18 protein-coding genes and 1 pseudogene are annotated in these 22,983 nt (G+C 70.1%); 10 read left to right on the top strand and 9 right to left on the bottom strand.

All coding sequences use genetic code 11. The features are described from left to right. On the top strand, positions 1-687 hold a 687-nt coding region (locus PLJ28_RS03565), incomplete at its 5' end, for a 2-oxo acid dehydrogenase subunit E2 (RefSeq protein WP_324589885.1). Positions 688-690: 3 nt separating this feature from the next. After that, complete coding sequence (locus PLJ28_RS03570; protein WP_298044796.1) at positions 691-1,053, top strand: hypothetical protein; 363 nt, start codon at positions 691-693, stop codon at positions 1,051-1,053. Positions 1,054-1,150: 97 nt separating this feature from the next. Here PLJ28_RS03570 and PLJ28_RS03575 read toward each other — a convergent pair whose 3' ends face one another. Then, positions 1,151-2,653 (bottom strand): serine/threonine-protein kinase, encoded by a 1,503-nt coding sequence (locus PLJ28_RS03575; protein WP_298044797.1) that lies wholly within the window; start codon positions 2,651-2,653, stop codon positions 1,151-1,153. Between the two features lie 147 nt (positions 2,654-2,800). On the opposite strand from PLJ28_RS03575, the gene lipB reads away from it, so the two are divergent. Genes lipB through PLJ28_RS03590 form a run of 3 tightly spaced genes read left to right on the top strand, consistent with a single transcriptional unit; the run spans position 2,801 to position 5,380 of the window. Then, complete coding sequence (gene lipB, locus PLJ28_RS03580) at positions 2,801-3,544, top strand: lipoyl(octanoyl) transferase LipB (protein ID WP_298044798.1); 744 nt, start codon at positions 2,801-2,803, stop codon at positions 3,542-3,544. After that, positions 3,541-4,545, top strand: a complete 1,005-nt coding sequence (lipA, locus tag PLJ28_RS03585) for a lipoyl synthase (protein WP_183526510.1) — start codon at positions 3,541-3,543, stop codon at positions 4,543-4,545. The genes lipB and lipA overlap by 4 nt, the downstream gene beginning before the upstream one ends. 13 nt (positions 4,546-4,558) lie before the next feature. Next, on the top strand, positions 4,559-5,380 hold the full coding sequence (locus PLJ28_RS03590) for a DUF4191 domain-containing protein (RefSeq protein ID WP_298044800.1): 822 nt from the start codon (positions 4,559-4,561) through the stop codon (positions 5,378-5,380). A 113-nt stretch (positions 5,381-5,493) separates the two neighbouring features. On the opposite strand, the gene PLJ28_RS03595 is transcribed toward PLJ28_RS03590, so the two are convergent. Continuing rightward, complete coding sequence (locus tag PLJ28_RS03595; protein WP_298044801.1) at positions 5,494-6,051, bottom strand: RDD family protein; 558 nt, start codon at positions 6,049-6,051, stop codon at positions 5,494-5,496. A 173-nt stretch (positions 6,052-6,224) separates the two neighbouring features. Between PLJ28_RS03595 and glnA the strand changes: the two genes are divergently transcribed. Further along, entirely contained in the window at positions 6,225-7,649 is a 1,425-nt protein-coding gene (gene glnA, locus PLJ28_RS03600) for a type I glutamate--ammonia ligase (protein WP_298044803.1), read from the top strand. 206 nt (positions 7,650-7,855) lie between these two features. Then, positions 7,856-8,842 carry an LLM class flavin-dependent oxidoreductase gene (locus PLJ28_RS03605; protein ID WP_298044804.1) on the top strand — a complete coding sequence of 329 codons (987 nt, stop codon included), beginning with the start codon at positions 7,856-7,858 and terminating at the stop codon, positions 8,840-8,842. A 26-nt stretch (positions 8,843-8,868) separates the two neighbouring features. Here PLJ28_RS03605 and PLJ28_RS03610 read toward each other — a convergent pair whose 3' ends face one another. Both PLJ28_RS03610 and PLJ28_RS03615 read right to left on the bottom strand, forming a co-directional pair. Next, positions 8,869-12,018, bottom strand: coding sequence for a bifunctional [glutamine synthetase] adenylyltransferase/[glutamine synthetase]-adenylyl-L-tyrosine phosphorylase (locus tag PLJ28_RS03610; RefSeq protein ID WP_324589886.1), 3,150 nt, complete (start codon positions 12,016-12,018; stop codon positions 8,869-8,871). 6 nt (positions 12,019-12,024) lie between these two features. Beyond that, positions 12,025-13,365 (bottom strand): glutamine synthetase family protein, encoded by a 1,341-nt coding sequence (locus tag PLJ28_RS03615; protein WP_010143363.1) that lies wholly within the window; start codon positions 13,363-13,365, stop codon positions 12,025-12,027. A 121-nt stretch (positions 13,366-13,486) separates the two neighbouring features. On the opposite strand from PLJ28_RS03615, the gene panB reads away from it, so the two are divergent. Then, on the top strand, positions 13,487-14,329 hold the full coding sequence (panB, locus tag PLJ28_RS03620; protein ID WP_183526525.1) for a 3-methyl-2-oxobutanoate hydroxymethyltransferase: 843 nt from the start codon (positions 13,487-13,489) through the stop codon (positions 14,327-14,329). Between the two features lie 85 nt (positions 14,330-14,414). On the opposite strand, the gene PLJ28_RS03625 is transcribed toward panB, so the two are convergent. Continuing rightward, a complete protein-coding gene (locus tag PLJ28_RS03625) occupies positions 14,415-14,618 on the bottom strand; it encodes an SPOR domain-containing protein (RefSeq protein WP_183526528.1) in 204 nt (67 codons plus the stop codon). 77 nt (positions 14,619-14,695) lie between these two features. Here PLJ28_RS03625 and map point away from each other — a divergent pair, with 77 nt between their 5' ends. Together map and ppgK are read left to right on the top strand one after the other, a co-directional pair. Continuing rightward, positions 14,696-15,652 carry a type I methionyl aminopeptidase gene (gene map / locus PLJ28_RS03630; protein WP_255459442.1) on the top strand — a complete coding sequence of 319 codons (957 nt, stop codon included), beginning with the start codon at positions 14,696-14,698 and terminating at the stop codon, positions 15,650-15,652. Positions 15,653-15,687: 35 nt separating this feature from the next. After that, positions 15,688-16,479: pseudogene (gene ppgK / locus PLJ28_RS03635) on the top strand (polyphosphate--glucose phosphotransferase); the annotation flags it as partial. 545 nt (positions 16,480-17,024) lie between these two features. Here ppgK and nrdR read toward each other — a convergent pair. The 4 genes from nrdR to lspA form a co-directional block, all read right to left on the bottom strand. Then, a complete protein-coding gene (gene nrdR / locus PLJ28_RS03640) occupies positions 17,025-17,519 on the bottom strand; it encodes a transcriptional regulator NrdR (RefSeq protein WP_029139032.1) in 495 nt (164 codons plus the stop codon). 178 nt (positions 17,520-17,697) lie between these two features. Continuing rightward, positions 17,698-21,291 carry a DNA polymerase III subunit alpha gene (dnaE, locus tag PLJ28_RS03645; RefSeq protein WP_183526537.1) on the bottom strand — a complete coding sequence of 1,198 codons (3,594 nt, stop codon included), beginning with the start codon at positions 21,289-21,291 and terminating at the stop codon, positions 17,698-17,700. A 63-nt stretch (positions 21,292-21,354) separates the two neighbouring features. Next, a complete protein-coding gene (locus PLJ28_RS03650) occupies positions 21,355-22,302 on the bottom strand; it encodes an RluA family pseudouridine synthase (RefSeq protein WP_183528406.1) in 948 nt (315 codons plus the stop codon). Between the two features lie 16 nt (positions 22,303-22,318). Further along, positions 22,319-22,897: a signal peptidase II gene (gene lspA / locus PLJ28_RS03655; protein WP_010143373.1), complete on the bottom strand. Its 579-nt coding sequence runs from the start codon at positions 22,895-22,897 to the stop codon at positions 22,319-22,321. Positions 22,898-22,983 lie beyond the last annotated feature (86 nt).

Consider the following 22,983-nt stretch of genomic DNA (forward strand, 5'->3'; position numbering starts at 1 on the left):
CAGACCATCGCCCGGCGCATGCGCGAGTCCCTGGACGTGTCCGCCCAGCTCACGCAGGTGCACGAGATCGACATGACCCGGATCGTGGCGCTGCGCAACCGGGCCAAGGGCAGCTTCCAGCAGAAGAACGGCGTGAAGCTGACCTTCCTGCCGTTCATCACCCAGGCGGTGGCGGAGGCGCTGAAGCAGCACCCGAAGCTCAACGCGGAGTACAACGCGGAGACCTCGGAGATCACCTACCACGACTCCGAGGACATCGCGATCGCCGTGGACACCGACAAGGGCCTGTTCGTCCCGGTGATCTCGGATGCCGGTGCGCTGAACCTCTCCGGTCTCGCCAGCAAGATCGCCGACCTGGCCGATCGCACCCGGAGCAACAAGATCTCACCCGACGAGTTGTCCGGCGGCACGTTCTCCATCACCAACTTCGGTTCGGTGGGAGCGCTGTTCGACACCCCGATCATCAACCAGCCGAACGTGGCCATCCTGGGCGTCGGCACCATCGTGAAGCGCCCCATGGTCATCACCGACCAGGACGGCAACGATGTCATCGCCATCCGCCACATGATGTACCTGTCCCTGACCTACGACCACCGCCTGGTGGACGGCGCGGACGCCGGACGGTTCCTGCAGACGATCAAGGCACGCCTTGAGGAGGGCGAGTTCGCCCACGAGCTGGGGCTGTAGGGGGTGGAGGTCCTCACCGCGATCATCGTCGCCATCCACATCATCTCCGCGGCGGCCATCGTCGGCGGCTGGCTGGCCCACTTCAAGAACCCGACCATCACGACGTCGCAGTGGTGGGGTTCACTGGGCATGATCGTCTCCGGCCTGCTGCTGTTCGGGTTCGCCGAGATGGGTGACGGTCCCGTCGACCGGATCAAGCTCACCGTGAAGCTGGTCATCGGCCTGGCCGTGTTCGTCGCCGCCCTGCTGGGCCGCCGCAAGGAGAACAGGGGTGAGCCGGTGCCCACCGGTCTGGCCCATGCCGTGGGTGGCCTCGGACTGATCAACATCCTCGTGGCCGTGCTGTGGCAGGACTACTCCGTCTGACCACCCGTCGTGCGTTCGCTGCGCCCGTCGCAGCGGACGCACCACCTCGACCAGGGCGCCTGTCCGGGATCTCCCGGGCAGGCGCCCTCGTCGTCGGTCACCGCTCCGGGCCCCGTCCCTCGACGATCCGCTCGACGCGCCAGCCGGGGCCCGTCCGGACCAGTTCGGCCGTGAACCGTTCCTCGGTGGAGCGCGTCACCTCGTCGACGGTCCGTCCGGCGGTCGTCACCGTCCGGTAGGGACTGATCGTCAGCGTCAGGGGTACCCGGGCCTCGTCCGGGCCGGTGCGGTCGACCGGCCCGGAGACGGCCGTCCGCAGCGCCAGGTCCTCATACCGCAGGCCGCGGCTGTCCAATTCGTCGAGCAGCCTCAGGTCCGCCTCGTAGGCCGGTGAGTCCGGCAGGCTGTAGGCGCGGACATCCTCCCGGTCCAGCGAGGCCAGAGCCCGCGCCCGGGCCGGTCCCAGGGTGCGCGCCGCCTCCGCCACGTCGCTCGTACCCCCGCCGTCCCGAGGGCCCGTCGTGCCGGAGGGGCCGGTGATCGAGGGGCCGGGGGGCGAGGGGGACGGCGTCCCCCTCAGGCCAGTCGTCGCGGGATCGCTGGCCGCTGCCCCGGCGGGGCCGGGCGTCGGGGCGGACACCGGGGGATCTGCCCCGATCCCGACCACGCCGGTGGCCAGGACACCGCCGGCCACCGCCAGCGCCGCGCCGGTACCCGCGGCCCACAGGACGGGCCGTCGCCGCCGTCGTGCGGGCTCGGTGCGATGGCGCGTGGGCAGCTCCATGGCCACGTCCGGGCTGGCCGACGGGTACAGGTCCACCGGTTCGGCGGTGGCCCAGCGATAGCAGGCCAGGGCGAAACGTTCGGCGCTGGGCCTGACCCCCGGGTCCTCGGCCAGCCCTGCCTCCAGGAGCGAGACGACCTCGTCCGGGATGTCCGGGACCACCAGCGGCAGCGGGGCGCGGGACGAGGTGCGGGCCGGGGCCCGTCCGGTCAGGGCATACCATCCGACGGCCGCCAGCGAGTAGACGTCCGCGGCCGGGTCGAGCCCACCGTGCCCGTCGTCGGGACCGTCCGCGATCTCCGGGGCGCAGAAACCCGGAGTGCCGGTCCGGACAGATGCCCCGCCCAGCAACCGGGACGACCCGAGGTCCGAGACCGCCGGACGTCCCTGGACGGTGAAGAGGATGTTTCCCGGCGAGAGGTCACCGTGGACCACACCGAGCCCGTGCAGGGCCTGGAGGGCCTGCGCCACGGGCACCAGGACGGTCACCACCTGGCCCACCGGCAACGGGCCCGCGGCCCGGACCAGGGAACCCAGGGAACCGCCGGCGTGGTACTCGCTCAGCAGTCCCGGTCCCCGGTCGGTGGACACGACCCCCAGCGGTCGCACCACGTGCTCGTGCCTCAGCTCGCCCAGCGCCCGCAACTCGACGTCGAGCGAGGCCGCGGGCGCCTCGGCCGATCGGTCCGGGAGCTTCAGGGCGGCCTGCCCGCCCCGGCCGTCCTCCACCAGCCAGACCGTCGAGCTGCCTCCACGGCCCAGTTCACGCCGCACCTGCCACCCCGGGACCGTGGGGGTGTCCCCTGGTGTGCCCATGCTGTCCGGTCCCCTTCCCGTTCCATCCGCCCCGCCGTCCGGTGCGCTTCCGTGCACTCCCGTGCGCCGTCCTTCCATCGTGCCGCGTTACCCCGCATGGCGTGGCGGGTTATCCACAGGTCCGGGGTGCGAGGCTAGAGTGGACGCATGTCCGCGTCGACCTACCCGCCGTTCCGCGTCCTGGGCCTGTCCCCGGACACCGTTGACTACCAACGGGCGTGGGACCTGCAACAGTCGTTGCACGCCGACGTCGTGGACGGTTCCTCGGCCGGCGCCGTGCTGCTGCTGGAACACACCGCGGTCTACACCGCCGGCAAGCGCACCGAGCCCGCGGACATGCCCGATGACGGCTCGTCCGTGGTCCACGTGGACCGCGGTGGCAAGCTGACCTGGCACGGCCCCGGCCAACTGGTCTGCTACCCCGTGGTCCGGCTCGCCGACCCCTCCGCCGTCCGGGAGTACGTCTGGTTCCTGGAGGAGGTCCTCATCCGGACGCTGGCCGGTTACGGACTGACGGGTGAACGGGTCGACGGCCGGTCCGGGGTGTGGATCCGGGGCGGGACCGACGCCGACGGCAGGCCCCTGCCCGATCGCAAGATCGCGGCCATCGGGCTGCGGGTCAACCACGGGGTCTCCATGCACGGGTTCGCCCTGAACTGCGACAACGACCTGACCCCCTACGACCACATCATCGCCTGCGGCATCACCGACGCAGGATCCACCACCATCGCGGCCGAGACCGGACAGGACGTGTCCCCCGCCGACGTCGTGACCGCCGTGATGGAGCACTTCACCGCCCTGGCCCCGGAGCACCTCGCCCCCGTGTCCTCGGCCCTCCTCGCCGCGGGCGAGGGAATCGACTCCCCCCTGCTGGAAGGAACATCCAAGTGAGCGCATCCCCCGACGGCCGCCGACTGCTGCGCGTCGAGGCCCGGAACTCCGAGGTCCCCGTGGAACGCAAGCCCGACTGGATCAAGGCGAAGGTCGAGATCGGGCCGGAGTACATCCAGCTCAAGAACAAGGTCAAGTCCTCCGGCCTGCACACCGTGTGTGAGGAGGCCGGCTGCCCGAACATCTTCGAGTGCTGGGAGGACCGGGAGGCCACCTTCCTGATCGGCGGTGACGTCTGCACCCGTCGCTGTGACTTCTGCGACATCGCCACCGGCCGCCCCAACCCGCTGGACCTGGACGAGCCCCGCCGGGTGGCGGAGAACATCCGCGAGATGAACCTGCGCTACACCACGGTCACCGGCGTGGCCCGGGACGACCAGAAGGACGGTGCGGCCTGGCTCTACGCCGAGACGATCCGGAAGATCCACGAGCTGAACCCGAACACGGGCGTGGAGATCCTGCCCCCGGACTTCGGGGCCGACCCGGACCTCGTCCAGGTCGTCTTCGACGCCCGGCCGGAGGTCTTCGCCCACAACCTGGAGACGGTGCCGCGGATCTTCAAGCGCATCCGCCCGGCGTTCACCTACGAGAAGTCCCTGCGCGTGCTGACCATGGCCAAGGCGGACGGGCTCCTCACCAAGTCCAACCTCATCCTGGGCATGGGTGAGGAGGACCACGAGATCGACCAGGCGCTGCTGGACCTGCACGAGGCCGGTTGCGACATCATCACGATCACCCAGTACGTGCGTCCCTCGAAGCTGCATCACCCGATCGACCGCTGGGTCAAGCCGCAGGAATTCGTGCACTGGTCCGACCGGGCCGAGGAGATCGGCTTCGCCGGCGTCATGGCCGGTCCCCTGGTCCGGTCCTCCTACCGGGCCGGCCGGCTGTACGCCTCTGCCATGCGCAAGCTCGGACGGCCCATGCCCGAGCACCTCGCCCACATCGAGGACAACGGCAGCACGCGGCAGGAGGCCGCAACCCTCCTTGCCGGCCGGTAGACTTAGCGCCACTATGGCCAAGAGCACAGATCCCGCAGCATCCTCGTCCTCGACCCGTGACGCCCTGAAGGCGGTCAAGGCCGCCCAGCGTGAGCGCCGCCTCCAGGAGCGCGCCAGCGCCAAGGCGAACAAGGCCGAGAACAGGGCCCGGAAGAAGGCCACCAAGAAGCCCGGCGTCTTCAAGCAGATGGGCGAGGTCTTCTCCATGACCCGCGCCCACGACCCCAAGGTCGTGCTGTGGATGTCGCTGGCCTTCGTCGGTGCCCTCGTCATCGGCCTCATCGTCGGCCTGCTCCTGAACAACTGGATCACGTGGCTGCTCATCGCCATCCCGTTCGGCCTGCTGGCCGCCGTCATCATCATGAACCGGATGGCCGAGCGCGCCGCCTTCGCCCGCATCGACGGCCGCCCCGGCGCCGCCGGCGCGGCCCTGTCCACCCTGCGCCGCGGCTGGATCATCCCCGAACAGCCCGTGGCGGTGAGCCCCAAGACCCAGGACGCGGTCTTCCGCGCGGTGGGCCGTCCCGGCGTCGTGCTCATCACCGAGGGTCCGACCAACCGCGTGCGTCCCCTGGTGGAGAAGGAGCGGCGCAACATGCAGCGCTTCCTGCCCAACGTGCCGATCCAGGTCCTCGCGACCGGACACGGTGAGGGCCAGGTCGAGCTCCAGGACCTGGCCAAGACCCTCAAGCGCATGAAGAAGACCCTGACCAAGCAGGAGGTCCAGGCCGTGGACAAGCGCCTGGCGGCGCTGGGTTCCGCGAAGATGCCGATCCCGAAGGGCATCGATCCCTACCGTGCCCGGCCGGACCGCAAGTCGATGCGCGGCCGATAAGGCCTCCTGACCCGAAGCGACGGACCCCGGATCTCGAGCGTCCTGGAACCCGCACGTCCGGGTTCCAGGAATCTCAGGACCCGGGTCCCCTCGTCCCCGGATCCCGGGGAACCTCACATCCGGATCTGGACGGTTCCGGCGGCCCGGTCGTGCAGTCCACGGCCGTCGCCGTCGATCACCAGCGGCGGGACGATCAGGCAGAGCAGCACCGTGCGCAGCAGGGCCTTGGGCAGGCCGGTCATGGCCCCGCCGACGCGGACGACCTGGATCCGGACCAGGCGCTTGCCGATCGTGGTGCCCAGGAGGCCGACGCCCAGCACCTGCAGGACGACGAACAGGCCCAGCGTCACGAGGCTGTGCCCCTGGAACCACACGGCGGACAGCACGGCGGGGATGAACCAGTCGATGACCAGGGCCAGCACCCGCCGGCCCCATCCGGCCATCGCCGTCGGTCCCTCCTCGGCCAGTCCGAGGCGTTCCCCGGGCCACTTGCCCAGCTGTCCGGACCGTTCGGTCCCCCCGACCCACCCGGCCATGTCCCGCCGGGTGATGAGGCGCTCGTCGGCGGGCTCCGCAGCGGGTCGCGGACGGTCGTCGCGGGGCTTCCCGGACGTCCCCGTCGAGGAGGCGCCTGCGCCGGCGGAGGACCTGTTCTTCTTGGATCGAGCCACCGTCCCACTCTACCGAGTCGGCCCGTCCGCGTCCGCCTGCCACCGCGGTGACGGCCACCGCGGACCCAGGCCGCGGTGGCCGTGTTACACGCCCGAAACACGACCGTCACCGATGATTCACGGCATGCCGATAGGGTGAACCCATTCGCAACGATCCACCGAGGAGCGCCCGCATGTTCACTTCCGTCCAGGAAGCCCTGCAGTTCATCCAGGAAGAGGACATCGTCTTCATCGATGTCCGCTTCACCGACCTGCCCGGGGTCCAGCAGCACTTCAACCTGCCGGCCAAGGCCGTGGACGAGGACTTCTTCACCGATGGCCAGCTCTTCGACGGCTCGTCGATCCGTGGCTTCCAGGGCATCGCCGAGTCCGACATGCAGCTGATCCCGGACGTGGCCACCGCCTACGTCGACCCCTTCCGGGTCGAGAAGACCCTGGTGATGAACTTCTCCATCGTCAACCCCCGGACGGGTGAGCCGTACCACCGCGACCCGCGCGGTGTCGCCCAGCGCGCCGAGGAGTACCTGGCCTCCACCGGCATCGCCGACACGGCGAACTTCGCCTCCGAGGCCGAGTTCTTCATCTTCGAGGACGTCCGGTACCAGTCCACGCCCAACCACAGCTTCTACTCGGTCGATTCCGACGAGGCCTGGTGGAACTCCGGTCGCGCCGAGGAGGGTGGCAACCTATCCCACAAGACCGGTGTCAAGGGCGGTTACTTCCCCGTCTCGCCGGTCGACAAGCAGGCCGACCTGCGCGATGCGATCTGCGTGGCCCTGGACGAGGTGGGCCTGGAGGTCGAGCGGTCCCACCACGAGGTCGGTGCGGCCGGCCAGGCGGAGATCAACTACCGGTTCAACACGCTGACCCACGCGGCCGACGACCTGCAGAAGTTCAAGTACGTCGTGAAGAACACCGCGGACGCCTTCGGCAAGACCGCGACCTTCATGCCGAAGCCCGTGTTCGGTGACAACGGCTCGGGCATGCACTGCCACCAGTCGCTGTGGAACGCCGGCGAGCCGCTGTTCTACGACGAGAAGGGCTATGCCAACCTCTCGGACACCGCCCGCTGGTACATCGGCGGCCTGCTGAAGCACGCCTCTGCCATCCTGGCGTTCACCAACCCGACGGTGAACTCCTACCGGCGTCTGGTGAAGGGCTTCGAGGCCCCGATCAACATGGTCTACTCCCAGGGCAACCGCTCGGCGGCCATCCGCATCCCGATCACGGGCTCCAACCCGAAGGCCAAGCGCCTCGAGTTCCGCGCCCCGGATCCGTCCAGCAACCCGTACCTGGCCTTCGCCGCCCAGCTGATGGCCGGCCTGGACGGCATCCGCAACCGGATCGAGCCGGCCGAGCCGATCGACAAGGACCTCTACGAGCTGCCCGCCGAGGAGGCCGCGACCATCCAGAAGGCACCTGCCTCGCTGGAGGAGGCCCTGCGCGCGCTCGAGGAGGACCACGAGTTCCTCCTGGCCGGTGATGTCTTCACCGAGGACCTCATCGAGGCCTGGGTCTCCTACAAGCGTGAGCACGAGATCCTGCCGCTGTCGATCCGCCCGAACCCCTACGAGTTCGAGCTCTACTACGGCGTCTAGCCTGGTCGCCGGTCGCTGAGGGCCTCGGCCCGCACAGAGTCCGCACGAGTGCCCGCCCTGTCGAGGGGCGTCTCGTGCGGGCTCTTCCGCGTTGAGGGGAGAGGTACGTCCCGGCGCCCCTGACCTCGGGTCAACGCGGACCGGGGGAATAGATTCCCCCCGGCGTCGGCTGTGCCTGAGCGATGTCCCCTCGTGAAAGGCCCCTCGTGAGCTACCCCCTGTCGATCCTCGACCTGTCCACCGTCCTGCCGGACCAGTCCGTCGCCGAGGCGGTGGCCGCCACCGTGGACCTGGCACGGGCGGCCGAGGAGCAGGGGTTCGCCCGGATCTGGTTCGCCGAGCACCACAACTTCCCCTCCATCGCCTCCTCGGCCACCTCGGTGCTGATCGCCCACGTCGCCGCGAACACCTCGAGCATCCGCCTGGGTGCCGGAGGCATCATGCTCCCCAACCACTCGCCGCTGGTGATCGCCGAGCAGTTCGGCACCCTGGCCGAGATCCACCCGGGCCGGATCGACCTGGGACTGGGGCGGGCCCCGGGCACGGACCAGCGGACCATGATGGCCCTGCGGCGCGAGCCCTCGGCGGCCGACACGTTCCCCCGGGACATCAAGGAGCTGCAGGGATACCTCAAGGGCGAGTCCATGATCCCCGGGGTGGACGCCTATCCGGGCAAGGGGACCGACGTCCCGCTGTTCGTGCTCGGCTCCTCCCAGTACGGGGCGCAGCTCGCGGCCGCCCTGGGGCTCGGGTACGCCTTCGCCTCGCACTTCGCCCCGCAGATGCTCGAACACGCCGCCCGCATCTACCGGGAGTCGTTCGAGCCGTCCGAGGACTACCCGGAACCGCACTTCATCGCCGCGCTGAACGTCATCGCCGCCGACACGGCCGAGGAGGCCCAGCGGCAGTTCGAGCTCTCCCAGCGGTTCCGCATCCGGCAGATGCTCGGCCGGGGACGGGACCTCACCGAGGAGGAGGTCACCCTGCTGATGCACTCCCCCGCCGCGGAACAGGTGCTCTCGATGACCAAGTACACGGCCGTCGGCACCGTCGAGACCGTCCGGGACTACCTGGACCGGTTCAGGGAGCGCGTCCAGGCGGACGAGCTGATCATCACCAACGCGGCCCCGGACCTCGAGGCCCGGCACCGCACCCTCCAGCTGCTCGGGGAGAACGTCATGGTCCGCGGCTGACCCGCCGGACGGGACGTCGGCACGGCTCAGGCCCCGTAGAAGTGCTTCTCGAACACCTGGCGGGCGTGCCGGGTGCACCGGAGGTAGTCCTCCTCCAGCCCGGCGGCGTTGCCGGGCTCGTAACCGCACCACCGCGCGATGGCCTCCAGGTCCTGGCGCTTGGTCGGCAGCACGTCCGAGTTCTTGCCGGACCACACCACGATCCCGGAGCGGATCCTCGAGGCCAGCTGCCACGCACGGTGCAGCACCTCACCGTCCTCCGCGGGCAGCAGGCCCTCCGTCACCAACGCCTCCAGCGCGGACATCGTCCCGGTCGTCCGCAATGACGCGCGGGTGTCCGCGTGCTGCAGCTGGAGGGTCTGGACGAGCCACTCGACGTCGGACAGCCCGCCCCGGCCGAGCTTGAGGTGCCGGGCGGGGTCCGCGCCCCGTGGCAGCCGCTCGGACTCCACCCGGGCCTTGATCCGGCGGATCTCCCGGATGGCCGTGGGACCGGGATCCCCGGCGTAGCGCACGGAGTCCGCCCATGCGATGAAGTCCCGGGCGAGTCCGGGGTCGCCGGCGACGGCCCGGGCCCTCAGCAGGGCCTGGACCTCCCAGGTGTCCGCCCAGCGCCGGTAGTACTCCTGGTAGGACTCCAGGGACCGCGCCAGCGGCCCCTTCTTGCCCTCGGGACGCAGATCGGCGTCCACGATCAGTGGCCGCTCCGCCAGCACGGGCGGGCGGCACGGCTTGGTCAGCAGGGAGCTCACCTGCTTGGCCAGCTCCACGGCCTGCCGCTGGGCCGCGTCGGGGTCGGCACCGGCCCGGGGGCGGTGGACGAACATCACGTCCAGGTCCGATCCGTAGCCGATCTCCTGGCCGCCCTGGCGGCCCATGGCGACCAGGAGCAGGTCGGTGAGTTCCCCGGCCTCGTCCTGGCGGGCCTCGGGGTGGCCGAACATCGTGTTCTCGGCCACGTGCAGGGCGCCGAGGACGGCGGCCCGGTCCGCGTCGGAGAGGGCATGCCCGACGGCGTCCTGGTCCAGCAGTCCGGCGGCGTCGGCGATCGCGGTGCGCAGGATCTCGCGCTGCCTGATCAACCGGATCTGCCGCATCGCCTCGTCACCGTCCGGGTGGCGGGCCATCTTGGCCCGGATCTCCTGCCACTGCGCCTCGAACGGCATCGGCTGCAGTTCACGGTCCCGGCCCAGCCAGGCCGCGGCCTCCGGCAGGTGCTCGAGCATGTCGCTGATGTAGGAGGAGGAGGACAGCACATGGCACAACCGCTCCGCCGCCGCGGAGGAGTCCCGGAGCATACCCAGGAACCAGGGTGAGGAACCGAGGGACTCGGACAGCCTCCGGAAGGCGAGCAGGCCGCCGTCGGGGTCCGGTCCGTTCGCCAGCCAGCCGAGCATGACCGGCAACAGCTGCCGCTGCAGGGACGCGCGCCGGGACACGCCCGTGGTGAGGGCCTCGATATGGCGCAGGGCACCCGACGGGTCCAGGTAACCCAGGGCCGAGAGCCGCTCGCCCACCGCCACCGGGGTGAGGCGGACCTCCTCGGCGGACAGGGCCGCCGTGGTGGACAGCAGCGGACGGTAGAAGATCTTCTCGTGCAGGGCCCGCACGTCCTTGCGGGTCCGCTTCCACACCGCCGTGAGGGCATCGGCGTCGGACGGGCCCGGTTCCCCCGGACCCCGGGAGGAGCGGGCCAGTACCCACCGGGCACGGGGGCGGTCCGGCATCAGGTGGGTGCGGCGCAGGTGCACCAACTGGATCCGGTGCTCCAGCAGGCGCAGGAACCGGTAGGCCGCCGCGAAGGACTGGGCGTCCTTGCGGCCGATGTAGGAGCGCCGTTCCAGGGCACGGATGGCGCTCTGGGTGTTGCGGACCCGCACGGACTCCTCGGTCTTGCCATGGACCAGCTGCAGCAGCTGGACCGTGAACTCGACGTCCCGGAGCCCGCCGGAGCCCAGCTTGATCTCACGGTCCCGGTCCTGGTGTGCGATGTTGTCCAGCACGCGGCGGCGCATGCCCTGGACGGAGGACACGAAGCCCTCCCGCTCCGAGCTCGTCCACACCAGGGGCCAGATCGCGTCGATGTACTCCTGGCCCAGCTCCGGCAACCCGGCGATCGGCCGGGCCTTGAGCAGGGCCTGGAACTCCCAGGTGTGGGCCCAGCGGCGGTAGTACTCGGCGTGGGAGTCGACCGTGCGGGACAGCGTCCCGTCCTTGCCCTCCGGACGCAGGTTGGCGTCCACCTCCCACAGTCCCGGCTCGGGCGCCGCGGCGGTGACGTACCGGGAGATCCCGGCGGCCAGGGCGGTGGCGATGGTCGCCGACCGGTGCCCGTCGGCCAGGGTCGAGGAGTGGACGAAGATCACGTCCACGTCCGAGATGTAGTTCAGCTCCCGGGCCCCGCACTTGCCCATGCCGATGACCGCCAGGCTGACGCTGCGCGCGTCGTCGCCGTACTGCTCGGCGGCGTCCGCGCGGGACACCGCCAGTCCCGCCTCGATCGCGGCGCCGGCCAGGTCGGACAACCACGCCGAGACCTTCGGCTGGATGCCCTGGGGATCCGGGTCGGTCAGGTCCTGCAGGGCCAGGGCCGTCAGCTGGCGGCGGTACGCGATGCGCAGCGCGGCAGCGGCCTCCTTGCCCCGCAGCCCGGCCACCGGCTCGGGCACCGAGGGGTCCGCCTCCACGGCCGCCAGCAGCAGGTCCCGGAGCGTGGAGGACTCGGAGTCCAGCCCCTCCGGGCCGAGCACGGGGGCCGTGGCCGCGGCCTGCGTGGGGTCGGTGAGCAGGTCGACGTGGTCCGGCCGGCGGATCAGGAACTCCCCCAGTGCCTCCGAGGAGCCCAGCAGTCGCGCCAGGGCCAGGGACCGGTCGGGGTCGTCCAGCACGCCCGCCGTCCCCGGGGCCCGGTCCAGGAGACGGACCAGGAGGATCAGGGCCTGGTCGGGATCCGGGGCGTCGGCCAGGATCCCGAGCAGCGTCTCGTGGTCGACCCGGTCGAGCTCGCTCGAGGCCAGCAGCGTGCGAGCGCGGTCGAGGTCGGTGAACCCAGTCCCGATGAGCACGCCCCGGCTGAATCCGCCGGCCTCGGCCGGGGAACCGGCCGGGACCGGTATGCCGCTGCGATTCGCGCTGCGGGCGGCAGGGGCGCTGCTTCCGGGGGTGGAGGGTCGCATCGGGCTCTACAGGATGCCGAGGTACCGCTGCAGTTCGTAGGGGGTGACCTTGATCCGGTACTCGTCCCATTCCTGGCGCTTGTTGCGCAGGTAGTTCTCGAACACCTGCTCCCCCAGCACCCCGGCGACGAACTCGGACTCCTCCATGATCCGCAGGGCATCGTGCAGGGTGCCCGGCAGCGGATCGTGCCCCAGGGCACGGCGTTCCATGGCGGTCAGGGCGTTGACGTCCTCCGCCGCCGCCTCCGGGAGTTCGTACTCCTCCTCGATCCCCTTCAACCCGGCCGCCAGCAGGACGGCGTAGGTGAGGTACGGGTTGGCGGAGGCGTCGATGCCGCGGTACTCCACGCGGGCGGACCCCGCCTTGTCCGGCTTGTACAGGGGCACCCGGACCAGGGCGGAGCGGTTGTTGTGACCCCAGGAGACGTAGGCGGGCGCCTCGCCACCGCCCCAGAGACGCTTGTAGGAGTTGACGAACTGGTGGGTGATCGCCGTGATCTCCACGCTGTGGTGCAGCAGTCCGGCGATGAACCGGCGGGCGGTGGTGGACAGGTGGAACTCCGCACCGGGCTCGAAGAAGGCGTTGGAGTCACCCTCGAAGAGGGAGAAGTGGGTGTGCATCCCGGAGCCGGCGTGGTCCCCGAAGGGCTTGGGCATGAACGTGGCGTAGTTGCCCTGTAGCTGGGCCACCTCCTTGATGACCGTGCGGAACGTCATGATGTTGTCCGCCGTCTGCAGCGCGTCCGCGTACCTCAGGTCGATCTCGTTCTGGCCCGGTCCGGACTCGTGGTGGCTGAACTCCACGGAGATCCCGATGGCCTCCAGCATGTTCACCGCGTGGCGGCGGAAGTCCGTGGCCACCCCGCCGGGCTCGTGGTCGAAGTACCCGGCCTGGTCCACCGGGACCGGTTGGCCGTCCGGCCCCGGTTCCTTCGAGGCCAGCAGGTAGAACTCGATCTCCGGGTGCGTGTAGAAGGTGAAGCCCATGTCCGCGGCCCGGGACAGCTGGCGGCGCAGCACGTTCCGGGGATCCGCCGCGGACGGTTCGCCGTCCGGGGTGAGCACGTCGCAGAACATCCGCGATGTCGGCTCCTCCTCACCGCGCCAGGGCAGGATCTGGAAGGTCGAGGGATCCGGCTGCAGCAGCATGTCGGACTCGAAGATGCGGGTGTAGCCGTCGATGGAGGACCCGTCGAAGCCCAGCCCCTCCGCGAAGGCCCCCTCCACCTCGGCGGGCGCCAGGGCCACGGACTTCAGCGTCCCGGTCACGTCGGTGAACCACAGGCGCACGAACCGCACGTCCCGGTCCTCGATGGTCCTGAGTACAAACTCCTGTTGGCGATCCATCGTTCGTGGCTGCCTCCTGTCGGATCGGGACGTTGGCTCCACTGTAGCGGTGGGAGCACTCCCGTGCGCGGTCACGCCGGACATGCCCCGAGGTCAGCGCCGGCGACACTAGACTGCGGTCATGGCTGAGAACGAGACCGCACCGTACGCCGCCAAGACCCCGGCCCGGTACCGTACCGCGCACCTGCAGCAGGCCAAGGACGAGGGTCGCCGGTTCGCCATGCTCACCGCCTACGACTTCCAGATGGCCCAGGTGTTCGACGAGGCCGGCCTTGAGACGATCCTCGTGGGCGATTCGGCCGCCAACAACGTGATGGGCCACGCCACGACGCTGCCGATCACCATGGAGGAGATGATCGTCTTCGCCGGTTCCGTGGTGCGCGGCACCACTCATGCGATGGTCATCTGCGACCTGCCGTTCGGCTCGTACGAGGTCTCCCCCGAACAGGCCACCGCCAGTGCCATCCGGCTCGTCAAGGAGGCCGGGGTGCACGCCGTGAAGATGGAGGGCGGGATCCGGTACGCGGACCACGTGGCCATGATGACCGATGCCGGCGTGCCGGTGATGGCCCACATCGGCTTCACGCCGCAGTCCGAGAACGTCCTGGGCGGGTACCGCGTCCAGGGCCGCGGCGAGGGCGCCGCCGCGTCCATGATCCGTGAGGCCACGGTGCTCCAGGACGCCGGGGCCTTCGCGGTCCTGATGGAGATGGTGCCCGCCGACGTGGCCCGCCAGGTGGACGAGGCCCTGCGCGTGCCCACCATCGGCATCGGTGCCGGTGCCGGGACCACGGGACAGGTGCTGGTGTGGCAGGACATGCTGGGCCTGCGGGCCGGGAGGATGCCCCGGTTCGTCAAGCAGTACGCGGACCTGCGCTCGATCGTCGGCGAGGCCGCGGCCGCCTACCGCCGGGACGTGCTGGAGGGCACCTTCCCGGCCGCGGAGCACGGCTTCGAGTCCTGAGGTTCCGGTGCCCCCGGGCCCCGTCCTGCACGGACCCGGCGGGGCGGTCCGCCGGGCCACGGGGCGCGGGCGGCGGACCGCGGACTCAGTCCCGGTCGTTGGTGGGGTTGTTGTCCCAGTTGGAGTCCTCGCCCTCGCGTTCGTCCCAGCGCTCGTTGTTGGCCTGCACCTGCGCGATCGCGCCCTCGGCCTCCTCGCGGGTGGTGTAGGGGCCCAGCAGCTTCGACCAGTCCGACTGGGGGCCTTCCTCGACGGTCTTGGTGACGACGTTGTACCAGTATTCGCTCATGGCACCAGCCTAGGGTCGATCCCGGCGATCCGGGCCCGTCGGGACGGCGATAGGATCGAAACATGTCCGAAGGCTCCATGACGTCCACCCGAACCGCCACCGTCCCCGCCGGGACCGCAGCCGGCCACAACGGCCCGGCCCCCGCCGGGCCGCCTGCCGGCCAGCCCGGCTCCCTGGCGCCCGTGGGCACCCTGGCCCCGGGCGTCGTCGCCCCACCGCTGGCCGTACCCGCCTCCATCGACCGCCCGGAGTACGTGGGGAAGGCCACCGCGGACGAGGGCAAGGGGTCGGACGTCTACGACGCCGAGGGCATCGAGAGGATCCGCGCCGCGGGACGGCTGGCCGCCCGGGCCATGCAGGAGACGGCGAAGCACATCACCCCCGGGGTGACCACGGCCGAACTGGACAGGGTGGCCCACGAGTACCTCATCGGCCACGGAGCCTACCCCTCCTGCCTCGGCTACAAGGGATTCCCCAAGTCCATCTGCACCTCGCTCAACGAGGTCATCTGCCACGGCATCCCGGACGACACGGTGCTCGAGGACGGGGACATCATCAACCTCGACATCACCGCCTACCTGGACGGCCACCACGGCGACCACAACATGACCTTCACCGTCGGCACCGTGGACGAGGAGTCCGCCCTGCTGGTCGAGCGCACGCACGAGGCGATGATGCGGGGCATCAAGGCCGTCAAGCCGGGCCGGGAGATCAACGTCATCGGCCGCGCCATCGAGTCCTACGCCAAGCGGTTCGGCTACGGCGTGGTGCGGGACTTCATCGGCCACGGCGTCGGGCGGGAGTTCCACTCCGGACTGGTCATCCCCCACTACGACGCCGCCCCGGCGCACAACCGGCTCATGGTCCCCGGCATGGTGTTCACCATCGAGCCCATGATCACCCTCGGCTCCATCGCGTGGGACCAGTGGGACGACGGCTGGACCGTGGTCACCCGGGACCGCAGGCGCACCGCCCAGTTCGAGCACACGCTGGTCGTCACCGACGACGGCGCGGACATCCTGACCCTGCCCTGACCACGTCCCCCGTCGACACCCCTAGGAGCACTTCCATGGCGCAGCAGAGAACCGACCCTGCCACCGGGGCACACACCGCCCTCGGGATCGACGTCGGCGGTACCGGCATGAAGGGCGGGATCGTCCAGCTCGGCGCCGGCCCGGACACCGGCCAGCTGGTCGGCAAGCGGTACCGGATCCCCACGCCGAAGCCGGCCGTCCCGGACACGGTCGCCGGGGTCCTGGCCGAGATCGCGGCCGAGCTGGACTCCCGGCCCGAGGCCCCGCCGGCGACCCTGATGGCCGGCGTGTGCTTCCCCGCCGCCATCCAGAACGGGATCTGCCGCACGGCGACGAACATCGACCGGTCCTGGATCGGCACCGACGTGGACGCGCTGTTCTCCGAGCACCTCAAGCGCCCGGTGGCCACCCTGAACGACGCCGACGCCGCCGGACTGGCCGAGGTCCGGTTCGGTGCGGGCCGGGGCGTGCCGGGCACGGTCCTCGTCCTCACCCTCGGCACCGGCATCGGGGGCGGACTGTTCAGGGACGGCGAACTGGTGCCGAACCTGGAACCGGGCACCATCGAGCTCGACGGGGCGATCGCCGAGCAGCGGGCCTCGGCGTCCGCCCGTGAGCGGGACGGACTGGACTGGCCGGAGTACGCCGAGCGGCTCCAGCGCTACTTCTCCTACGTGGAGGGCATCTTCTACCCGGACCTGATCATCGTCGGCGGCGGCATCTCCAAGCGCCCCCAGGACTACCTCCCGCTGTTGCGCCTGCGCACCCCGATCGTGCCGGCCGCACTGCAGAACAACGCCGGGATCGTGGGAGCCGCACTGTGGGCCACCGACGTGATGGCCCAGTCCCCCGCCCGGGCATCCGTGCTGCAGACCGCCCGGAGGGCGGCCGACCAGGAGATCGCACGCCGGGTGGAGGCCGACCAGGCCGGCACCGGACGGAGCGCGACGACGGGCACGGGCATGGCCGGAGGGGCCCGCCAGGCGGCGGAGCGCGCGGCCGCGGCCGAGACGGTCGCGAGCGGGACGGCGGGCAAGGCCGGGAAGACCGCCCAGGGGGTCACGGCGGACAAGCCGGGCAAACAGGGCAAGCCGGGAAAGGCATCCACGGCCGTCCAGGACAAGGCGGCCCGGTTGCGGAAGAAGGCCGACAAGGCCGCGAAGCGGGCCGCCAAGGCCGAGCGCAAAGCGGCCAAGGAGGCCCAGGCCGTCCACAAGGCCATGGAGAAGGCGATCCGCCGCTCCAGTCGGTAGCCTCCGGGCTCTGCCGGCGTCACGACCGCCCCGCTGGGCCGTGGTGGCCGATGGTGGCTCCGGCTTCCCCTCCGGAACCACCATCGGCAGTCTGATGGGCCCGTCACGGGCTCCCGCGCTCAGCGGGTGAACAACCGCGGCTGCAGGGCCCTGACCGTCTCGGGCCTGTTCCCCGCCTCGCGCAGCTCCTCCACGGCACGGGCGAAGTCGTCGAGCGAGTCGAAGTCCTGGTAGACCGACGCGAAGCGCAGGTACGCCACCTGGTCCAGCCGGCGCAGGGGGTCGAGGATCGCGAGCCCCACCTCGTGGGCGTCCACCTCGGCGTTGCCGGTGGCGCGGATGGTCTCCTCCACCTCCTGGGCGAGCATGGCCAGGTCGTCGTTGGTCACCGGCCGCCCCTGACAGGCCTTGCGGACGCCGTTGATGACCTTGGAGCGGTCGAACGGCTCCGCCACCCCGGAGCGCTTGACCACGGTCAGGGCCGTGGTCTCCATGGTGGTGAACCGCTTGCCGCAGGACTGGCACTGCCGTCGCCGGCGGATGGCGGATCCGTCGTCGAGGGACCGGGAGTCCACCACCCGGGAATCCTCATGACGACAGAAGGGACAGTGCATGGACTCCCCTTCTGCAGTCGGCGGGCCCGCCGTGGGCCGTTCGGGTGAACGCCCTCATCATAATCCCACATATGGCGTCACCACAATCGGCACATCACCACATGTAGTGTTCCGGGCGGCGGGCCGGGGCGGAAGCCGGACCGGGGCCGGCAGGTCGGCCCCTCCAGCCGGTCCGGGCTCACTCCAGACAGGCCGGGCCGAGCAGCACCTTGAGGTCACCGAACAGGGCAGGGTTGGGACTGACCCGGAAGTCCGGTCCGAGCTGCATGATCTCCATGGTCCGGTTCCCCGCCAGCCTGAGCCGCACCTCCGTGGTCCCGGGGTGGGTCTTCAGCACGTCCCCCAGGGCGGAGACCACGGTCTCGTTGGCCTTGAAGGCCGGCATGGTGATGGACACCGGTCCCGAATGCCCCCCGGACAGGTCCGGGATGGTCAGCTCCTGGGCGCTGAGGGTGATCGACCCGTCGTCGCGCCGCTGGACCCGGCCCTTGATCGCGACCACCAGGTCCTCGGCCAGCATCGTGGCGATCGGGGCGTAGGCCTGGCCGAAGAACATGACCTCCATCGAGGCACCCAGGTCCTCGACCTCGCACCGGGCGTAGGCGTTGCCGGAGCTCTTGGCGATCCGCCGCTGCAGCGAGGTGATGAGCCCGGCGATGGTGACCTGCGCACCGTCCGCTGGGCCGTCGTCGGAGATGATGTGCGAGATGGACGTGTCCGCGTGCTGGGCCAGGACACCGTCCAGCCCCTGCAGGGGATGGTCCGAGACGTAGAGGCCGAGCATCTCCCGCTCGAAGGTGAGCTTGTCCTTCTTGTCCCACTCGGGCATGTCGGGGACCTCCAGCCCCAGCCCGGCGTCGGCCGCCTCTCCACCCTCGGCCTCGAGGATGGAGAAGAAGTCGAACTGGTTGTTCGCCTCCTGGCGCTTCTGGGCCACGGTGGCGTCCACGGCCTCCTCGTGGATGGCCAGCAGCGCCCGGCGCGAGTGCCCGAGGGAGTCGAAGGCGCCGGCCTTGATCATCGACTCGATGGTGCGCTTGTTGCAGACCACCGCGGGCACCTTCTTGAAGAAGTCCGGGAACGAGCCGAAGTCCCCCTTCTCCTCGCGGGCGTCCACCATGGCGGTGACCACGTTCGAGCCCACGTTGCGCACGGCGCCCATGCCGAAGCGGATGTCCCTGCCGACCGGGGTGAAGTAGAGGGAGGACTCGTTGACGTCCGGGGGCAGCACCGTGATGCCCATGCGGCGGCACTCGTTGAGGTACATGGCCATCTTGTCCTTGTCGTCACCGACGGAGGTCAGCAGCGCGGCCATGTACTCGGCCGGGTAGTGCGCCTTGAGGTAGGCCGTCCAGTAGGACACCAGGCCGTACGCCGCGGAGTGCGCCTTGTTGAAGGCGTAGTCCGAGAACGGCAGCAGGATGTCCCACAGCGCCTTGATGGCCGCCTCGGAATACCCGTGGTCGACCATCCCCTGGTGGAAGCCGACGTACTGCTTGTCCAGCTCGGACTTCTTCTTCTTGCCCATGGCGCGGCGGAGGATGTCCGCCTGTCCGAGGCTGAAGCCGGCGACCTTCTGCGCGATGGCCATGACCTGCTCCTGATACACGATCAGGCCATAGGTGGTGTCGAGGATCTCCCTGAGGGGTTCCTCGAGCTCGGGATGGATCGGGGTGATCTCCTGCTGGCCGTTCTTGCGCAGCGCGTAGTTCGTGTGCGAGTTGGCACCCATGGGCCCCGGCCGGTACAGGGCGATGGTCGCCGAGATGTCCTCGAAGTTGTCCGGCTTCATCATCTTCAGCAGCGAGCGCATCGGCCCGCCGTCGAGCTGGAACACGCCCAGGGTGTCCCCCCGGGCGAGCAGTTCGTAGGACGCCCGGTCGTCGAACGCGAGGGACTCCAAGTCCAGGTCGAATCCCTGGTTGGCCGTGATGTTCTCGAGGGCGTCGGAGATGATCGTCAGGTTCCGCAGGCCCAGGAAGTCCATCTTGATCAGTCCGAGCCCCTCGGCGGTGGGGTAGTCGAACTGCGTGATGACCTGGCCGTCCTGCATGCGGCGCATGATCGGGATGACGTCGATGATCGGCTCCGAGGACATGATCACGCCCGCGGCGTGCACACCCCACTGGCGCTTCAGCCCCTCGACGCCCTTGGCGGTCTCGAAGACCTTCGCGGCGTCCGGGTCCGTGGCGACCAGCTCCCGGAACTCCCCCGCCTCCGAGTACCTCTTGGCGTCCTTGTCCTCGATGTCCTTGAGCGGGATGTCCTTGGCCATCACCGCCGGTGGCAACGCCTTCGTCAGCGTCTCGCCCATGGAGAACGGGAAGCCCATCACGCGCGCAGAGTCCTTGAGCGCCTGCTTGGTCTTGATGGTGCCGTAGGTGACGATCATGGCCACGCGCTCGTCACCGTACTTCTCCGTGACGTAGTCGATCACCTCGGAGCGGCGGCGATCGTCGAAGTCGACGTCGAAGTCCGGCATGGACACGCGGTCCGGGTTGAGGAATCGCTCGAAGATCAGGCCGTGCTCGAGCGGGTCGAGCTCGGTGATCTTCAGGGCGTAGGCGACCATGGAGCCGGCCCCGGAACCGCGGCCTGGCCCGACGCGGATGCCGTGGTCCTTGGCCCAGTTGATGAAGTCGGCGACCACGAGGAAGTAGCCCGGGAAGCCCATGGAGATGATGACGTCGAGCTCGTAGTCCGCCTGCTTGCGCACGTGGTCCGGTACGCCGTCGGGGTAGCGGTGCTTCAGCCCCGTGGCGACCTCCTTGGTCAGCCAGCTGGTCTCGTCCTCCCCCGGAGGGCAGGGGAACTTGGGCATGTAGTTGGCGGATGTGTCGAAGGAGACCTCGCACTGCTCGGCGATGAGCAGGGTGTTGTCACACGCCTCGGGGAACTCCGAGAACAGGTCCCGCATCTGCCGCGGGGACTTCAGGTAGAACTCCGTGCCGGTGAAGGCGAACCGGGAGCCGCCCTGGTCGTAGGTGGGTTCCAGCAGGGTGGACCCGGACTGGATGGCCAGCAGCGCCTCGTGCGGCTTGGCGTCGTGCTCATGCGTGTAGTGCAGGTCGTTGGTGGCGACCAGGGGCAGGTCCAGGTCCTTGGCCAGCCGGAGCAGGTCCGGGACCACGCGCTTCTCCAGGTCGAGACCGTGCTGCATCAGCTCGCAGTAGAAGTTGCCCTTGCCGAAGATGTCGCGGAACTCTGCCGCGGCCTCCACCGCCTCCTTGTACTGGCCCAGCCGCAGCCGGGTCTGGACCTCACCGGACGGGCATCCCGTGGTCCCGATCAACCCGGATGAGTACGTGGAGAGCAGCTCCCGGTCGATCCGGGGCCACTTGGCGTACACGGAGTCCAGGGAGGCGATCGAGCCGGCCCGGAACAGGTTGTGCATGCCGGTGTTGTCCTTGGCCAGCAGGGTCATGTGCGTGATCGCACCGCCGCCGGAGACGTCGTCCCCGCGCTGGTGCTGTTCGCCCCAGCGGACCTTGGTCTTGTCCGTGCGGTGCTGCTGACCCGGCGTCAGGTAGGCCTCGAGACCGATGATCGGCCTGATGCCCGCGTCCGTCGCCTTCTTCCAGAAGTCGAAGGCACCGAACAGGTACCCGTGGTCGGTGATGGCGATCGAGTCCATGCCGAGGCGTTCGGTCTCGACGAAGAGCTCGCTGAGCTTGGCGGCCCCGTCGAGCATCGAGTACTCGGTGTGGGTGTGCAGGTGGGCGAATCCGCCGTCCCGCGAGGCCTGTCCCGTTGCCGATGTGGTCGCCGTCATTGTCCGCTCTTCCCTACTGCCCTGCTGCGTTGCCGTACAACTGATTCGTGGTGCCGTACCACCCTAGTGGCCCCGGAGGACGTCCAGGGCGTAGGCCAGGTCATGCGGGTACGGGCTCTCGTACTCGACCCATTCCCCCGTCACGGGGTGGGAGAAGCCCAGCCGGCGGGCGTGCAGCCACTGCCGGGTCAGCCCGAGCTCGGCGGCGAGCTTCGGGTCCGCCCCGTAGGTCAGGTCCCCGGCACAGGGATGGCGCAGCGCGGCGAAGTGGACGCGGATCTGGTGGGTCCGGCCGGTCTCGAGCTGCACCTCGACCAGGGTCGCCCGGCCGAAGGCCTCCAGGGTCCGGTAGTGCGTCACCGAGTCCCGTCCTCCGTCGAGGACGGCGAACTTCCAGTCGTGACCGGGGTGACGGCCGATCGGCGCGTCGATGGTGCCGTTCAGGGGGTCCGGCAGTCCCTGCACCACGGCGTGGTAGGTCTTCTTCGGGGTCCGGTCACGGAACGCGTCCTTCAGGGCGGTGTAGGCCCGCTCGGACTTGGCCACCACCATGACACCGGAGGTGCCCACGTCCAGCCGGTGCACGATGCCCTGCCGCTCCGGTGCCCCCGACGTCGAGATCCGGTACCCGGCACCCGCCAGGCCGCCGACGACGGTCGGCCCGACCCAACCCGGCGACGGGTGGGCGGCCACGCCCACGGGCTTGTCCACGACGACATAGTCCGGGTCGTCAGCCAGGATGGTCAGGTCCTCCACGATCTCCACCTTCACCTCGAGCGGGTCGGTCTCCTCGGGCACGTCCACCACGAGTTCGGTTCCCGCGACGGCCTTCGCCGACTTCTGCACGGTCTGCGCACCGGACGCCGCGCCGGTGCGGCGCTGCGTCACCCGGCCGTCGGCACACCAGGCGCCGGCCTTGGTGCGGGACACCCCGAGGGCGCGGGCCAGGACCGCATCCACCCGCCGGCCGACGTCGGCCGGGCCGGGGACGACGACGGCCGGGCCGGGCAGGGGTCCGGGTGCGGTATCAGTCACGGTCCTCCCCCGGGGCCGCCGGGCGAGGGGCCTGGGCGGGCTCCCGCGTCCCGTCGAGCCGGCGGCCGGTGAACATCAGCAGCACGATGCCGATCATCGAGCAGACGATCAGCGAGTCGGCGATGTTGAAGATGGCGAAGTTGGGCAGGGCGATGAAGTCCACCACGTGGCCGACGCCGAAGGCCGGGGGCCGCAGCAGGCGGTCGGTGAGGTTGCCGAGCACTCCACCGAGCAGGCCGCCCAGGGCCAGGGCCCAGGCGGTCGAGCGGACCCGGAACAGCAACACCACCACGAACACCGCCACCGCGGCCTGGATGATCGTGAAGACCCAGGTGTGGTCCTCGCCGATCGAGAAGGCCGCCCCGGGGTTCCGGATGAAGTGCCAGCGCAGCAGCGGGGGCAGGACGTCGATGACCTGCCCCTCGGCCATGGTCGTCTCCACCCAGCGCTTGGTCAGCTGGTCCAGGACGTAGCCCACGGCCAGGACCAGCACGGCGATCCAGCCGCGGCGACGCCTCGGGGTTCGTTCCGCGTCCGGATGCGCCGGGACGGTCGGTTCGGTGTCGGTCACGCGGTGGGGTCTCTCGGATCGGCGGGAACGGGGGAACGGGGGGCCGCGACGGGCAGAGACGCGGGGCCGGCCACGGTCCTCCCGTG

The organism is Citricoccus sp., from assembly GCF_035445025.1.
Lineage (GTDB): Bacteria > Actinomycetota > Actinomycetes > Actinomycetales > Micrococcaceae > Citricoccus.